The organism is Escherichia sp. WS1368 (genome assembly GCF_046487485.1).
Lineage (GTDB): Bacteria > Pseudomonadota > Gammaproteobacteria > Enterobacterales > Enterobacteriaceae > Escherichia > Escherichia coli.
This window is the reverse complement of the sequence record NZ_JBJQJI010000003.1, coordinates 71,544-86,516: the sequence shown is the minus strand read 5'-3', so window position 1 is coordinate 86,516 and position 14,973 is coordinate 71,544. Positions and strand designations below refer to the sequence as shown.

Below are 14,973 nucleotides of genomic sequence, written 5' to 3'. Positions count from 1 at the left end.
GGCGGTTTTAAGGAATAAACAATGCAAAGTGTTGATGTAGCCATTGTTGGCGGCGGCATGGTGGGGCTGGCGGTTGCCTGCGGCTTACAGGGGAGCGGCTTACGCGTTGCCGTACTGGAGCAGCGCGTACCGGAACCTCTGGCGGCGAATGCACCACCACAACTGCGCGTTTCGGCTATCAATGCCGCCAGCGAAAAATTACTCACCCGTCTTGGCGTCTGGCAGGACATTCTCTCTCGTAGGGCCAGTTGTTATCACGGTATGGAAGTGTGGGACAAAGACAGCTTTGGTCACATTTCGTTTGACGATCAAAGCATGGGCTATAGCCATCTTGGGCATATCGTTGAAAACTCAGTGATTCACTACGCGCTGTGGAACAAAGCGCAGCAGTCGTCAGATATCACTCTGTTGGCCCCCGCAGAATTACAGCAGGTCGCCTGGGGAGAAAATGAAACCTTCCTGACGCTGAAAGATGGCAGCATGTTAACGGCGCGTCTGGTGATTGGCGCGGACGGCGCTAATTCCTGGTTGCGCAACAAAGCCGATATTCCGCTGACTTTCTGGGATTATCAGCATCACGCGCTGGTAGCGACCATTCGCACGGAAGAACCGCATGATGCGGTGGCGCGGCAGGTTTTCCATGGCGAAGGCATTCTGGCCTTTTTACCGCTTAGCGATCCGCATCTTTGCTCGATTGTCTGGTCACTGTCGCCAGAGGAAGCGCAGCGGATGCAGCAGGCAAGTGAAGACGAATTTAATCGCGCGTTAAATATCGCTTTTGATAATCGCCTGGGCTTATGTAAGGTTGAGAGTGAGCGCCTTGTGTTCCCACTGACGGGGCGTTATGCGCGCCAATTTGCCGCGCACCGTCTGGCGTTGGTGGGCGACGCCGCGCATACTATTCACCCGCTCGCGGGGCAGGGCGTTAATCTCGGCTTTATGGATGCCGCAGAGCTGATTGCCGAACTGAAACGGTTGCATCGTCAGGGTAAAGACATCGGGCAGTACATTTACCTGCGTCGCTATGAGCGTAGCCGTAAGCACAGTGCGGCGCTGATGCTGGCTGGTATGCAGGGATTCCGCGATCTGTTTTCCGGGGCTAATCCGGCGAAAAAACTGCTGCGTGATATTGGTCTGAAACTGGCCGACACGCTTCCTGGCGTTAAACCACAACTTATCCGCCAGGCAATGGGATTAAACGATTTGCCTGAATGGCTGCGTTAAAAATTTCTCCTCTGTTGTTTATTTGATACCCATCACACTTTCATCTCCCGGTTTTTTCGCCGGGAGATTTTCCTCATTTGAAATAAACTAATTTCACCTCCGTTTTCGCATTATATTTTCTAATGTCACGAATTTTTGATTTAGTGTTTTTTGACATTTTTTCAGTTCTTAATATTGCTTTATTCAAATTAAGTTTCTCATCTGTTTATCTTTATATAGAGATTTGTTCATTTTTTGGTTTTTTATTCTGTTGCGATTTTGGCGTTTTTTAACCATAAGCTAATGTGATGATCAATTTTACCTTATGGTTAACAGTCTGTTTCGGTGGTAAGTTCAGGCAAAAGAGAACGATTGCGTTGGGGACCGGGAGTGGCTCCGATGCTGGGTTTCGTGGTGATAATTTCGCCATGGAAAAGTTGTCAGCCCCGCTTATTCAATGAGGACAAGATGGCACAACAGACTCCTTTGTACGAACAACACACGCTTTGCGGCGCTCGCATGGTGGATTTCCACGGCTGGATGATGCCGCTGCATTACGGTTCGCAAATCGACGAACATCATGCGGTACGTACCGATGCCGGAATGTTTGATGTGTCACATATGACCATCGTCGATCTTCGCGGCAGCCGCACCCGGGAGTTTTTGCGTTATCTGCTGGCGAACGATGTGGCGAAACTCACCAAAAGCGGCAAAGCCCTTTACTCGGGGATGTTGAATGCCTCTGGCGGTGTGATAGATGACCTCATCGTCTACTACTTTACTGAAGATTTCTTCCGCCTCGTTGTTAACTCCGCCACCCGCGAAAAAGACCTCTCCTGGATTACCCAACACGCTGAACCTTTCGGCATCGAAATTACCGTTCGTGATGACCTTTCCATGATCGCCGTACAAGGGCCGAATGCGCAGGCAAAAGCTGCCACACTGTTTAATGACGCCCAGCGTCAGGCGGTGGAAGGGATGAAACCGTTCTTTGGCGTGCAGGCGGGCGATCTGTTTATTGCCACCACTGGTTATACCGGTGAAGCGGGCTATGAAATTGCGCTGCCCAATGAAAAAGCGGCCGATTTATGGCGTGCGCTGGTGGAAGCGGGCGTTAAGCCATGCGGCCTGGGCGCGCGTGACACGCTGCGTCTGGAAGCGGGTATGAATCTTTATAGTCAGGAGATGGACGAAACCATCTCTCCTTTAGCCGCCAACATGGGCTGGACTATCGCCTGGGAACCGGCAGATCGTGACTTCATCGGTCGTGAAGCCCTGGAAGTGCAGCGTGAGCATGGCACAGAAAAACTGGTTGGTCTGGTGATGACCGAAAAAGGCGTGCTGCGTAATGAACTGCCGGTACGTTTTACCGATGCGCAGGGCAACCAGCATGAAGGCATTATCACTAGCGGTACTTTCTCCCCGACGCTGGGTTACAGCATTGCGCTGGCGCGCGTGCCGGAAGGTATTGGCGAAACGGCGATTGTGCAAATTCGCAACCGTGAAATGCCGGTTAAAGTGACGAAACCTGTTTTTGTGCGTAACGGCAAAGCCGTCGCGTGATTTACTTTTTTGGAGATTGATTGATGAGCAACGTACCAGCAGAACTGAAATACAGCAAAGAACACGAATGGCTGCGTAAAGAAGCCGACGGCACTTACACCGTTGGCATCACCGAACACGCTCAGGAGCTGTTAGGCGATATGGTGTTTGTTGACCTGCCGGAAGTAGGCGCAACGGTTAGCGCGGGCGATGACTGCGCGGTTGCCGAATCAGTAAAAGCGGCGTCAGACATTTATGCGCCAGTAAGCGGTGAAATCGTGGCGGTAAACGACGCACTGAGCGATTCCCCGGAACTGGTGAACAGCGAACCGTATGCAGGCGGCTGGATCTTTAAAATCAAAGCCAGCGATGAAAGCGAACTGGAATCACTGCTGGATGCGACCGCATACGAAGCATTGTTAGAAGACGAGTAACGGCTTTATTCCTCTTCTGCGGGAGAGGATCAGGGTGAGGAACTTTTACGCCTCACCCTCACTCTCTTCGCAAGGAGAGAGGTTCACAATTCACTGCACGTTTCAGGAACCATCGCTCATGACACAGACGTTAAGCCAGCTTGAAAACAGCGGCGCTTTTATTGAACGCCATATCGGACCGGATGCCGCGCAACAGCAAGAAATGCTGAATGCCGTTGGCGCACAATCGTTAAACGCGCTGACCGGCCAGATTGTGCCGAAAGATATTCAGCTTGCGACCCCGCCGCAGGTTGGCGCACCGGCGACCGAATACGCCGCGCTGGCGGAACTCAAGGCTATTGCCAGTCGCAATAAACGCTTCACGTCTTACATCGGCATGGGTTACACCGCCGTGCAGCTACCGCCGGTTATCCTGCGTAACATGCTGGAAAATCCGGGCTGGTATACCGCGTATACTCCGTATCAACCTGAAGTCTCCCAGGGCCGCCTTGAAGCACTGCTCAACTTCCAGCAGGTAACGCTGGATTTGACCGGGCTGGATATGGCCTCTGCTTCTCTTCTGGACGAGGCCACCGCTGCCGCCGAAGCAATGGCGATGGCTAAACGCGTCAGCAAACTGAAAAATGCCAACCGCTTCTTTGTTGCTTCTGACGTCCATCCGCAAACGCTCGATGTGGTCCGTACTCGTGCTGAAACCTTTGGTTTTGAAGTGATTGTCGATGATGCGCAAAAAGTGCTCGACCACCAGGACGTCTTCGGCGTGCTGTTACAGCAGGTCGGCACTACTGGTGAAATTCACGACTACACCGCGCTTATTAGCGAACTGAAATCACGCAAAATTGTGGTCAGTGTCGCCGCCGATATTATGGCGCTGGTGCTGTTAACTGCGCCGGGTAAACAGGGCGCGGATATTGTTTTTGGTTCGGCGCAACGCTTTGGCGTACCGATGGGTTACGGTGGCCCACACGCGGCATTCTTTGCGGCGAAAGACGAATACAAACGCTCAATGCCGGGCCGTATTATCGGTGTATCGAAAGATGCAGCTGGCAACACCGCTCTGCGCATGGCGATGCAGACTCGCGAGCAACATATTCGTCGTGAGAAAGCGAACTCCAACATTTGTACTTCCCAGGTGCTGCTGGCAAACATCGCCAGCCTGTATGCCGTTTATCACGGCCCGGTTGGCCTGAAACGTATCGCTAACCGCATTCACCGTCTGACCGATATCCTGGCGGCAGGCCTGCAACAAAAAGGTCTGAAGCTGCGCCATGCGCACTATTTCGATACTTTGTGTGTGGAAGTGGCTGACAAAGCGGGCGTGCTGGCGCGTGCCGAAGCGGCTGAAATCAACCTGCGTAGCGATATTCTGAACGCGGTTGGGATCACCCTTGATGAAACCACCACGCGTGAAAACGTGATGCAGCTTTTCAGCGTGCTGTTGGGCGATAACCACGGGCTGGACATCGACACGCTGGACAAAGACGTGGCTCACGACAGTCGCTCTATTCAGCCTGCGATGCTGCGCGACGACGAAATCCTCACCCATCCGGTGTTTAATCGCTACCACAGCGAAACCGAAATGATGCGCTATATGCACTCGCTGGAGCGTAAAGATCTGGCGCTGAATCAGGCGATGATCCCGCTGGGTTCCTGCACCATGAAACTGAACGCCGCCGCCGAGATGATCCCCATCACCTGGCCGGAATTTGCCGAACTGCACCCGTTCTGCCCGCCGGAACAGGCAGAAGGTTATCAGCAGATGATTGCGCAGTTGGCTGACTGGCTGGTGAAACTGACCGGTTACGACGCCGTTTGTATGCAGCCGAACTCTGGCGCACAGGGCGAATATGCGGGCCTGCTGGCGATTCGTCATTATCATGAAAGCCGCAACGAAGGGCATCGCGATATCTGCCTGATCCCGGCTTCTGCGCACGGAACTAACCCCGCTTCTGCACATATGGCAGGAATGCAGGTGGTGGTTGTGGCATGTGATAAAAATGGCAACATCGATCTGACTGACCTGCGCGCGAAAGCGGAACAGGCGGGCGATAATCTCTCCTGCATCATGGTGACTTATCCTTCCACCCACGGCGTGTACGAAGAAACGATCCGTGAAGTGTGTGAAGTCGTGCATCAGTTCGGCGGTCAGGTTTACCTTGATGGCGCGAACATGAACGCCCAGGTCGGCATCACCTCACCGGGCTTTATTGGCGCGGACGTCTCGCACCTTAACCTGCATAAAACTTTCTGCATTCCGCACGGTGGCGGCGGCCCAGGTATGGGACCGATCGGCGTGAAAGCGCATCTGGCACCGTTTGTGCCAGGTCATAGCGTGGTACAAATAGAAGGCATGTTAACCCGTCAGGGCGCGGTTTCTGCGGCACCGTTCGGTAGCGCATCCATTCTGCCAATCAGCTGGATGTACATCCGCATGATGGGCGCAGAAGGGCTGAAAAAAGCAAGCCAGGTGGCAATCCTCAACGCCAACTATATTGCCAGCCGCCTGCAGGATGCCTTCCCGGTGCTGTATACCGGTCGCGACGGTCGCGTGGCGCACGAATGTATTCTCGATATTCGCCCACTGAAAGAAGAAACCGGCATCAGCGAACTGGATATTGCCAAGCGTCTGATCGACTACGGTTTCCACGCGCCGACCATGTCGTTCCCGGTGGCGGGTACGCTGATGGTTGAACCGACTGAATCTGAAAGCAAAGTGGAACTGGATCGCTTTATCGACGCGATGCTGGCTATCCGCGCAGAAATCGACCAGGTTAAAGCCGGTGTCTGGCCGCTGGAAGATAACCCGCTGGTGAACGCGCCGCACATTCAGAGCGAACTGGTCGCCGAGTGGGCGCATCCGTACAGCCGTGAAGTTGCGGTATTCCCGGCAGGCGTGGCAGACAAATACTGGCCGACAGTGAAACGTCTGGATGATGTTTACGGCGACCGTAACCTGTTCTGCTCCTGCGTACCGATTAGCGAATACCAGTAATTCACTGATTCGACTATCTTCTAAAGGCGCTTCGGCGCCTTTTTAGCTTGTTAATAAAGTGCGCTTTGTGTGTTTCGACTGAGGCGTAATATAAAATATTGCGAGCTCAATATATTAAAAGAGTGCCAGGCCTGATGAGCGTAGCGCATCAGGCACATCGGCTAATTACAGATTCTCGCCGTTGCTGGCAATCACCTCTTTGTACCAGTCAAAGCTCTTCTTACGTGAACGCGACATATCGCCAGTACCGTCGTCATGTTTATTCACATAGATAAAGCCGTAGCGCTTGCTGTACTGCCCGGTGGTGAACGACACGCAGTCGATGCAGCCCCATGGTGTGTAGCCCATCAGGTCGACACCATCGTAAGTCACCGCTTTTTTCATCTCTTCAATATGGGCGCGCAGGTAGTCAATGCGGTAGTCGTCGTTGATGCTGCCATCTTCTTCCACTTTGTCGTAAGCGCCAAAACCGTTTTCGACAATAAACAGCGGCTTCTGGTAACGCTCATACAGTTCGCAAAGTGCGTAACGCAGACCCACCGGATCAATCTGCCAGCCCCAGTCAGATGCTTTAACATACGGGTTTGGTACGCTGCCTTCAAAACCAGAGATCGCATCGCCGGTGCCGCCTTCGGCCTTCACCGCGTTGGTCATGTAATAGCTGAAACCGAGATAATCGCAGGTGCCTTCGCGCAGCACATCGAGATCGCCGTCTTCCATTTTGATGTTAAATCCGCGACGCTCCCACTCGTGCAACACATAGGACGGGTAATAGCCACGCAGTTGCACATCGGTAAAGACGTAGCGTTCGCGCATCGACTCCTGGGCGAACATCACATCGTCCGGATTACAGGAGTAAGGGTAAAGCGGCACCATCGCCAGCATACAGCCGACTTTCATTTCCGGGTTAATGCGACGCGCGGCTTTCACCGCCAGGGCGCTGGCGACAAACTGGTGATGCAGCACCTGGTACATCGTCTCTTCCGGGTTTTCATGCTCGGTATACACCACGCCGGAGCAGCAGTAACCGAACAGCGGTGCACGCCAGTTACGCTGGTTGTTAATTTCGTTGAAGGTCATCCAGTATTTGACTTTATGCTTATAGCGTTCAAATACCACTTCTGCGAAACGGACAAAGAAATCAACCACTTTACGGTTGGTCCAGCTACCGTATTGCTGCACCAGATGCAGCGGCATTTCAAAGTGGGAGAGGGTGATCACCGGTTCGATGTTGTATTTCAGCAGTTCATCGAACATATCATCGTAGAACTTCAGCCCTTCTTCGTTTGGCTGAGCTTCATCGCCTTTTGGAAAAATGCGCGTCCAGGCGATGGATGTACGAAAACATTTGAAGCCCATTTCGGCAAATAGCTTGATGTCTTCCTTGTAATGACCATAAAAATCAACGGCTTCATGGTTCGGATAGTATTTTCCTGGCAACACTTCTTTGGTGATTTCGCGCGGCACGCCGTGTGCGCCACCGGTCAGAACGTCACAAATGCTCGGCCCTTTGCCGCCTTTGTTCCAGCCGCCTTCGACCTGATGAGCGGCAACTGCGCCGCCCCATAAGAAATCTTTCGGTAAGGTGAGTTTTTTCACTATCATAGGCTCCAGATGAGTCAATTCTTACAGGAAATAGTACCATGCAGCCAAACGACATCACTTTTTTTCAACGTTTCCAGGATGACATTCTGGCTGGGCGTAAAACCATCACCATCCGCGACGAGTCTGAATCGCACTTCAAAACGGGTGATGTGCTTCGTGTCGGACGTTTTGAGGATGACGGTTATTTTTGCACGATTGAAGTCACCGCAACCTCAACCGTAACGCTGGATACACTGACGGAAAAACATGCAGAGCAGGAAAATATGACCCTGCCAGAACTGAAAAAGGTCATTGCCGACATCTATCCCGGCCAGACACAGTTTTATGTGATTGAATTTAAATGCCTTTAAATTGAACTCACGCCTGTTAGTTGAAATTTCGCATTTAATTTCATGATTTTTAGGAGATTAGTCCCAAATCAGAATTTATTTTAGCTAACAGGTGTTCACTGGAACTATTCTCAGTTACGCTGGAGAGGTATACATGTGCGTGTACGTTTCTCCGGAGTAAGTTATGGTTCAGAAGCCCCTCATTAAGCAGGGATATTCGCTGGCAGAGGAAATTGCCAACAGCGTCAGTCACGGCATTGGGTTGGTGTTTGGTATCGTTGGGCTGGTGTTGCTACTGGTTCAGGCGGTGGATCTCAATGCCAGCGCCACAGCGATAACCAGTTACAGCCTCTATGGCGGCAGTATGATCCTGCTGTTCCTCGCTTCGACGCTCTATCACGCCATTCCCCATCAACGGGCAAAAATGTGGCTGAAGAAATTTGACCATTGCGCCATTTACCTGTTGATTGCCGGAACCTACACACCGTTTTTGCTGGTGGGGTTAGATTCTCCGTTAGCGCGCGGGTTGATGATTGTTATCTGGAGCCTGGCGCTGCTGGGGATTCTGTTCAAACTGACCATCGCGCACCGATTTAAAATTTTATCTCTGGTGACCTATCTGGCGATGGGCTGGCTGTCGCTGGTGGTGATTTATGAAATGGCAGTTAAGCTCGCGGCGGGCAGCGTTACCTTATTGGCAGTAGGCGGCGTGGTCTACTCGCTCGGGGTGATTTTCTACGTCTGCAAGCGCATCCCATACAACCATGCCATCTGGCACGGCTTTGTGCTCGGCGGTAGTGTGTGCCACTTTCTGGCGATCTATTTGTATATTGGGCAGGCGTAATGGGTATGCCTTTGTAGGCATGATAAGACGCGTCAGCGTCGCATCAGGCGATAAATGCCTGATGCGACACAGAGATTTACTCTTCGAGCGAATACGGCAGCGGCTCGATATGCAATGTATTCGCATCGTCACGCACGCGGAAGATGCTGTCCGGTTCCATATCGTTATTCATGACGACCTGTACCACGACCTGACCATCTTCCAGTTTTACCGCAGCCAGCACGGTTCCGGTACGACGCCAGTTCTCGCCCATTTTCAGCTCTAAGTCTTCACCGGCTTCCGGCAGTCGGCTGGCGCTACCCGTCAGCAACCAGAGCGCGCGTTTGTTGGCACCACGGAATTTAGCTCGCGCCACCATCTCTTGTCCGGTATAGCAGCCTTTTTTAAAGCTAATGCCGCCCAGCGCCTGGAGGTTGGTCGCCTGTGGGATAAACTGCCCGCTGTTGGCGGCATCAATCACCGGGAAACCCGCTTCAATGTTTAATGCCAGCCACTGTTGGCTATTGTTCAGTTCCGCTTCACCGCGCAGTTTATCGGTCAGCATATTGGCAGTGGCTTCATCGGTTACGGTCAGGAAACGTTCTGCAGGGTGTTCAAACCATAGCAAAGTGGTCGCGCCTTCTTTAACTACCTGTTTTTCTTTCGAAGGCAGTTCACTAAAGATATTTGCCAGCGCGGCGCGCGCCTGAAAACCGGCAACACCAAGCAGCACACGCTCGTCGTCTGGCGCGATGGTCACTTTAGAGAATACCGCATATTTTTTCAGTTCAGTCAGCTGCGATTCACGCACGCTGCGCCGTTCAATCCATGCAAAGCCATCGCCGTCGCGGAACAGACGTAAATTGCTCCACATTTTACCTTTGGCGTCGCAATGGGCGGCGAGCAGGTGCTGATCTTCTGTCATCTGGCTGACATCTGCTGTCACCTGACCCTGCATATATTTTTCGCTGTCCGCGCCAGTAATGGTGGCAAGCGCCCAGTCATCAAGCGTCATCAGCGTCAGCGGTAAACGGGCAGAAGCCGTAGGCTGACGGGGAGGAAAAGGTGTAAAAGCCATAATAGAGTCCTGAGTTGCTTAACGGCGTATTAATCACTAATGGTAAAAGAGCTATGAGGCAATGCAAGTGCTTTCACTACGCGATCTGTGCCTTCTGCGAGGCGACTTCCAAAAAAATGAAGCCCTTGAATTGTTGTGAATTAATTTCGCGATCGCGATGGTGTTTACTGATATTCCCGTAAAAGAAGTCGAAAAACACGTTACAATAGCGGGGTACTGGATTTTCGTGAGACAGGAAGAAGATGGACATTAACAACAAAGCCCGCATTCATTGGGCATGCCGCCGTGGTATGCGCGAACTCGATATTTCAATCATGCCGTTTTTCGAACATGAGTACGACAGCTTAAGCGATGACGAAAAACGCATCTTTATTCGTCTGCTGGAATGTGACGATCCGGACCTGTTTAACTGGATGATGAATCACGGTAAACCGGCCGATGCAGAACTGGAAATGATGGTCCGACTCATCCAGACACGGAACCGGGAACGTGGTCCTGTGGCAATCTGATTTGCGCGTCTCCTGGCGCGCACAGTGGCTTTCCTTGCTGATTCATGGGCTGGTTGCCGCTGTTATTTTACTCATGCCCTGGCCGCTCAGTTACACCCCGTTATGGATGGTGTTACTTTCGCTGGTGGTGTTTGATTGCGTTCGCAGCCAGCGGCGCATTAATGCTCGCCAGGGGGAAATTCGCCTGTTGATGGACGGGCGTTTGCGCTGGCAAGGGCAGGAGTGGAGCATCGTCAAAGCGCCGTGGATGATTAAGAGCGGCATGATGCTGCGTTTACGTTCTGACAGCGGTAAACGGCAACATTTATGGCTGGCAGCCGACAGCATGGACGAAGCCGAATGGCGGGATTTACGGCGGATTTTGTTGCAACAAGAGACGCAAAGATAAAGATGACGGCAAAGCATATGCGCTAAGCCGTCAGTGACATCAGGCGTAATGCTCTGCCATTTCGTTGAGGATTTGTTCACACCAGCTCTGAATACGCTCGTCGCTAAGGTCATACTGGTTAGTTTCGTCCAGCGCCAGCCCCACGAACAGTTGCCCGTCAGCAATCACCGGTTTCGGGCTGGTAAATTCATACCCTTCCGTTGGCCAGTAGCCGACGAACTTCACGCCTTTGGTCGAGAGTTTGTCATGCAGCATACCGAGCGCATCGAGGAACCACTCGCCGTATCCCAGTTGATCGCCAAGCCCATACAGCGCAACAATTTTACCTTCAAGGTTCAGGTCGTCGAGCTGATCCCAGACGGCTTCCCAGTCTTCCTGGATTTCACCAAAATCCCAGGTCGGGATACCCAGAATGAGCACATCGTACTGCTCCATTAATTTCGGGGAGTCGTCCTTGAGGTTATGTAAGGTCACCAGTTCTGGGCCGATAATATCGCGGATTTTTTCTGCCGCCATTTCGGTGTAACAGGTGCTGGAACCGTAAAAAAGACCCATATTCATAACGTAAGCTTCTCGATTCTGCTGTGGCTTTTGCGGCTAGTGTATCAGAATCGCTTTAGTCACGGCACAATAAGGCATAATGGATCAAATGAGTGACCATAAGGGGCGCAAGTGAAACAGGATCTGGCACGCATCGAGCAGTTTCTTGATGCTCTGTGGCTGGAAAAAAATCTGGCTGAAAATACGTTGAACGCATACCGTCGCGATCTGTCAATGATGGTGGAGTGGTTGCATCACCGCGGGTTGACGCTGGCGACGGCGCAAAGTGACGATTTGCAGGCATTACTGGCAGAAAGGCTGGAGGGCGGGTATAAAGCCACCAGCTCAGCGCGTTTGCTGAGTGCAGTGCGTCGATTGTTCCAGTATCTTTATCGCGAAAAGTTTCGTGAAGACGATCCCAGTGCGCATCTCGCTTCACCGAAATTGCCCCAGCGTTTGCCAAAAGATTTAAGCGAAGCGCAGGTCGAACGTTTATTGCAGGCACCATTAATTGATCAGCCACTGGAGCTACGCGATAAAGCCATGCTTGAAGTGTTGTATGCTACAGGGCTGCGTGTCTCTGAACTGGTCGGGCTGACAATGAGTGATATCAGCCTGCGTCAGGGCGTAGTGCGGGTCATTGGTAAAGGCAACAAAGAGCGCCTGGTACCGTTAGGTGAAGAGGCGGTTTACTGGCTGGAAACGTATCTCGAGCATGGGCGACCGTGGTTGTTGAACGGTGTCTCTATTGATGTGTTGTTCCCCAGCCAGCGTGCGCAGCAGATGACGCGACAGACCTTCTGGCACCGCATTAAACATTATGCCGTGCTGGCGGGTATCGACAGCGAAAAGCTGTCACCGCATGTGTTGCGTCACGCTTTTGCCACTCATTTATTAAATCATGGTGCGGATTTACGCGTGGTGCAGATGCTACTGGGCCACAGCGATCTCTCCACCACGCAAATTTATACGCATGTCGCTACCGAGCGTCTGCGGCAACTTCATCAACAGCATCACCCGCGGGCGTGATGTCTGAAAAGAACGGGAAGATTTATGAAGAAAGGTTTTATGTTGTTTACTTTGTTAGCGGCGTTTTCAGGCTTTGCTCAGGCTGATGACGCGGCAATTCAACAAACGTTAGCCAAAATGGGCATCAAAAGCAGCGATATTCAGCCTGCGCCCGTAGCGGGCATGAAGACAGTTCTGACTAACAGCGGTGTGTTGTACATCACCGATGATGGTAAACATATCATTCAGGGGCCAATGTATGACGTTAGTGGCACGGCTCCGGTCAATGTCACCAATAAGATGCTGTTAAAGCAGTTGAATGCGCTTGAAAAAGAGATGATCGTTTATAAAGCGCCGCAGGAAAAACACGTCATCACCGTGTTTACTGATATTACCTGTGGTTACTGCCACAAACTGCATGAGCAAATGGCAGACTATAACGCGCTGGGGATCACCGTGCGTTATCTTGCTTTCCCGCGCCAGGGGCTGGATAGCGATGCAGAGAAAGAAATGAAAGCTATCTGGTGTGCGAAAGATAAAAACAAAGCGTTTGATGATGTGATGGCCGGTAAAAGCGTCGCACCAGCCAGCTGCGACGTGGATATTGCCGACCATTACGCACTTGGCGTCCAGCTTGGCGTTAGCGGTACTCCAGCAGTTGTGCTGAGCAATGGCACACTTGTTCCGGGTTACCAGCCGCCGAAAGACATGAAAGAATTCCTCGACGAACACCAAAAAATGACCAGCGGTAAATAATTCGCGTGAAACAACAGATACAACTTCGTCGCCGTGAAGTCGATGAAACGGCCGACTTGCCCGCTGAATTGCCTCCCTTGCTGCGCCGTTTATATGCCAGCCGGGGTGTGCGTAGCGCGCAGGAACTGGAACGCAGTGTTAAAGGCATGCTGCCCTGGCAGCAACTGAGCGGCGTCGAAAAGGCCGTTGAGATCCTTTACAACGCTTTTCGCGAAGGAACGCGGATTATTGTGGTCGGTGATTTCGACGCCGACGGCGCGACCAGCACGGCTCTAAGCGTGCTGGCGATGCGCTCGCTTGGTTGCAGCAATATCGACTACCTGGTACCAAACCGTTTCGAAGACGGTTACGGCTTAAGCCCGGAAGTAGTCGATCAGGCTCATGCCCGTGGCGCGCAGTTAATTGTCACGGTGGATAACGGTATTTCCTCCCATGCGGGGGTTGAACACGCTCGTTCGTTGGGCATTCCGGTTATTGTTACCGATCACCATTTGCCAGGCGACACATTACCCGCGGCGGAAGCGATCATTAACCCTAACTTGCGCGACTGCAATTTCCCGTCGAAATCACTGGCAGGCGTGGGGGTGGCGTTTTATCTGATGCTGGCGCTGCGCACCTTTTTGCGCGATCAGGGCTGGTTTGATGAGCGCGGCATCGCAATTCCTAATCTGGCAGAACTGCTGGATCTGGTCGCGCTGGGAACAGTGGCGGACGTCGTGCCGCTGGACGCTAATAATCGCATTCTGACGTGGCAGGGGATGAGTCGCATCCGTGCCGGAAAGTGCCGTCCGGGGATTAAAGCGCTGCTTGAAGTGGCAAACCGTGATGCACAAAAACTCGCCGCCAGCGATTTAGGTTTTGCGCTGGGGCCACGTCTCAATGCTGCCGGGCGACTGGATGATATGTCCGTTGGTGTGGCGCTGTTGCTGTGCGACAACATCGGCGAAGCGCGCGTGCTGGCAAATGAACTCGATGCGCTAAACCAGACGCGAAAAGAGATCGAACAAGGAATGCAGGTTGAAGCCCTGACCCTGTGCGAGAAACTGGAGCGCAGCCGTGACACGCTACCCGGCGGGCTGGCAATGTATCACCCTGAATGGCATCAGGGCGTTGTTGGCATTCTGGCATCGCGTATCAAAGAGCGTTTTCACCGTCCGGTTATCGCCTTTGCCCCTGCGGGCGACGGTACGCTGAAAGGTTCTGGTCGTTCCATTCAGGGGCTGCATATGCGCGATGCGCTGGAGCGGCTGGACACGCTCTACCCCGGTATGATGCTTAAGTTTGGCGGCCATGCAATGGCGGCCGGGCTGTCACTGGAAGAGGATAAATTCGAACTCTTTCAGCAACGCTTTGGCGAACTGGTGACTGAGTGGCTGGACCCTTCACTATTGCAAGGCGAAGTGGTGTCAGACGGTCCGTTAAGCCCGGCCGAAATGACCATGGAAGTGGCGCAGTTACTGCGCGATGCTGGCCCGTGGGGACAGATGTTCCCGGAACCGCTGTTTGACGGTCATTTCCGCCTTCTGCAACAACGACTGGTGGGCGAGCGCCATTTGAAGGTCATGGTTGAACCGGTCGGCGGCGGCCCGCTGCTGGACGGCATTGCCTTTAACGTTGATACCGCCCTTTGGCCGGATAACGGCGTGCGCGAAGTGCAACTGGCTTATAAGCTTGATATCAACGAGTTTCGCGGCAATCGCAGCCTGCAAATTATCATCGACAATATCTGGCCAATTTAGCGTCATCTTCTCTATAAAAAAGAGTGT

Annotated in this window: 15 protein-coding genes; 11 read left to right on the top strand and 4 right to left on the bottom strand. The window is 52.6% G+C overall.

Annotated elements, in window-relative coordinates; translation table 11 throughout:
• Nucleotides 1-21: 21 nt before the first annotated feature.
• Nucleotides 22-1,224, top strand: a complete 1,203-nt coding sequence (ubiI, locus tag ACJHYD_RS09145; protein ID WP_021561364.1) for an FAD-dependent 2-octaprenylphenol hydroxylase — start codon at nt 22-24, stop codon at nt 1,222-1,224.
• Nucleotides 1,225-1,297: 73 nt separating this feature from the next.
• On the opposite strand, the gene ACJHYD_RS09140 is transcribed toward ubiI, so the two are convergent.
• Entirely contained in the window at nt 1,298-1,381 is an 84-nt protein-coding gene (locus tag ACJHYD_RS09140; protein WP_122633141.1) for a hypothetical protein, read from the bottom strand.
• A 290-nt stretch (nt 1,382-1,671) separates the two neighbouring features.
• Here ACJHYD_RS09140 and gcvT point away from each other — a divergent pair, with 290 nt between their 5' ends.
• The 3 genes from gcvT to gcvP all read left to right on the top strand — a co-directional run bounded on the left by gcvT (nt 1,672) and on the right by gcvP (nt 6,171).
• Nucleotides 1,672-2,766 (top strand): glycine cleavage system aminomethyltransferase GcvT, encoded by a 1,095-nt coding sequence (gene gcvT / locus ACJHYD_RS09135; protein WP_001544906.1) that lies wholly within the window; start codon nt 1,672-1,674, stop codon nt 2,764-2,766.
• A 23-nt stretch (nt 2,767-2,789) separates the two neighbouring features.
• Nucleotides 2,790-3,179: a glycine cleavage system protein GcvH gene (gene gcvH, locus ACJHYD_RS09130; RefSeq protein ID WP_001295377.1), complete on the top strand. Its 390-nt coding sequence runs from the start codon at nt 2,790-2,792 to the stop codon at nt 3,177-3,179.
• Between the two features lie 118 nt (nt 3,180-3,297).
• Nucleotides 3,298-6,171 carry an aminomethyl-transferring glycine dehydrogenase gene (gene gcvP / locus ACJHYD_RS09125; protein WP_000195042.1) on the top strand — a complete coding sequence of 958 codons (2,874 nt, stop codon included), beginning with the start codon at nt 3,298-3,300 and terminating at the stop codon, nt 6,169-6,171.
• Between the two features lie 165 nt (nt 6,172-6,336).
• On the opposite strand, the gene bglA is transcribed toward gcvP, so the two are convergent.
• On the bottom strand, nt 6,337-7,770 hold the full coding sequence (bglA, locus tag ACJHYD_RS09120; RefSeq protein WP_001513393.1) for a 6-phospho-beta-glucosidase BglA: 1,434 nt from the start codon (nt 7,768-7,770) through the stop codon (nt 6,337-6,339).
• Between the two features lie 44 nt (nt 7,771-7,814).
• Here bglA and yqfB point away from each other — a divergent pair, with 44 nt between their 5' ends.
• The gene (gene yqfB, locus ACJHYD_RS09115; protein ID WP_001182951.1) at nt 7,815-8,126 is read left to right on the top strand and encodes a N(4)-acetylcytidine aminohydrolase; all 312 of its coding nucleotides are present in this window, start codon (nt 7,815-7,817) and stop codon (nt 8,124-8,126) included.
• A 163-nt stretch (nt 8,127-8,289) separates the two neighbouring features.
• Nucleotides 8,290-8,949: a PAQR family membrane homeostasis protein TrhA gene (trhA, locus tag ACJHYD_RS09110; RefSeq protein WP_000250274.1), complete on the top strand. Its 660-nt coding sequence runs from the start codon at nt 8,290-8,292 to the stop codon at nt 8,947-8,949.
• A gap of 76 nt (nt 8,950-9,025) precedes the next feature.
• On the opposite strand, the gene ygfZ is transcribed toward trhA, so the two are convergent.
• Nucleotides 9,026-10,006, bottom strand: coding sequence for a tRNA-modifying protein YgfZ (gene ygfZ, locus ACJHYD_RS09105; RefSeq protein WP_001564008.1), 981 nt, complete (start codon nt 10,004-10,006; stop codon nt 9,026-9,028).
• A 242-nt stretch (nt 10,007-10,248) separates the two neighbouring features.
• Between ygfZ and sdhE the strand changes: the two genes are divergently transcribed.
• Nucleotides 10,249-10,515, top strand: coding sequence for an FAD assembly factor SdhE (gene sdhE / locus ACJHYD_RS09100; protein WP_001564007.1), 267 nt, complete (start codon nt 10,249-10,251; stop codon nt 10,513-10,515).
• Complete coding sequence (locus ACJHYD_RS09095) at nt 10,496-10,903, top strand: protein YgfX (RefSeq protein ID WP_000244781.1); 408 nt, start codon at nt 10,496-10,498, stop codon at nt 10,901-10,903. The genes sdhE and ACJHYD_RS09095 overlap by 20 nt, the downstream gene beginning before the upstream one ends.
• Nucleotides 10,904-10,942: 39 nt before the next feature.
• Here ACJHYD_RS09095 and fldB read toward each other — a convergent pair whose 3' ends face one another.
• Nucleotides 10,943-11,464 (bottom strand): flavodoxin FldB, encoded by a 522-nt coding sequence (gene fldB, locus ACJHYD_RS09090; protein WP_001055874.1) that lies wholly within the window; start codon nt 11,462-11,464, stop codon nt 10,943-10,945.
• A gap of 111 nt (nt 11,465-11,575) precedes the next feature.
• On the opposite strand from fldB, the gene xerD reads away from it, so the two are divergent.
• Genes xerD through recJ form a run of 3 tightly spaced genes read left to right on the top strand, consistent with a single transcriptional unit; the run spans nt 11,576 to nt 14,946 of the window.
• A complete protein-coding gene (xerD, locus tag ACJHYD_RS09085) occupies nt 11,576-12,472 on the top strand; it encodes a site-specific tyrosine recombinase XerD (RefSeq protein WP_000806638.1) in 897 nt (298 codons plus the stop codon).
• Nucleotides 12,473-12,496: 24 nt separating this feature from the next.
• On the top strand, nt 12,497-13,207 hold the full coding sequence (gene dsbC / locus ACJHYD_RS09080; RefSeq protein ID WP_000715213.1) for a bifunctional protein-disulfide isomerase/oxidoreductase DsbC: 711 nt from the start codon (nt 12,497-12,499) through the stop codon (nt 13,205-13,207).
• Between the two features lie 5 nt (nt 13,208-13,212).
• Nucleotides 13,213-14,946, top strand: coding sequence for a single-stranded-DNA-specific exonuclease RecJ (recJ, locus tag ACJHYD_RS09075; protein ID WP_000813188.1), 1,734 nt, complete (start codon nt 13,213-13,215; stop codon nt 14,944-14,946).
• Nucleotides 14,947-14,973: the final 27 nt, after the last annotated feature.

What these genes read in the sequence shown, in the direction of transcription:
- trhA (WP_000250274.1), top strand. Translation starts at nt 8,290, where the DNA reads ATGGTTCAGAAGCCCCTCATTAAGCAGGGATATTCGCTGGCAGAGGAA.
- fldB (WP_001055874.1), bottom strand. Translation starts at nt 11,464, where the DNA reads ATGAATATGGGTCTTTTTTACGGTTCCAGCACCTGTTACACCGAAATG.
- gcvH (WP_001295377.1), top strand. Translation starts at nt 2,790, where the DNA reads ATGAGCAACGTACCAGCAGAACTGAAATACAGCAAAGAACACGAATGG.
- ACJHYD_RS09140 (WP_122633141.1), bottom strand. Translation starts at nt 1,381, where the DNA reads ATGTCAAAAAACACTAAATCAAAAATTCGTGACATTAGAAAATATAAT.
- gcvT (WP_001544906.1), top strand. Translation starts at nt 1,672, where the DNA reads ATGGCACAACAGACTCCTTTGTACGAACAACACACGCTTTGCGGCGCT.
- gcvP (WP_000195042.1), top strand. Translation starts at nt 3,298, where the DNA reads ATGACACAGACGTTAAGCCAGCTTGAAAACAGCGGCGCTTTTATTGAA.
- yqfB (WP_001182951.1), top strand. Translation starts at nt 7,815, where the DNA reads ATGCAGCCAAACGACATCACTTTTTTTCAACGTTTCCAGGATGACATT.
- ygfZ (WP_001564008.1), bottom strand. Translation starts at nt 10,006, where the DNA reads ATGGCTTTTACACCTTTTCCTCCCCGTCAGCCTACGGCTTCTGCCCGT.
- dsbC (WP_000715213.1), top strand. Translation starts at nt 12,497, where the DNA reads ATGAAGAAAGGTTTTATGTTGTTTACTTTGTTAGCGGCGTTTTCAGGC.
- ubiI (WP_021561364.1), top strand. Translation starts at nt 22, where the DNA reads ATGCAAAGTGTTGATGTAGCCATTGTTGGCGGCGGCATGGTGGGGCTG.
- sdhE (WP_001564007.1), top strand. Translation starts at nt 10,249, where the DNA reads ATGGACATTAACAACAAAGCCCGCATTCATTGGGCATGCCGCCGTGGT.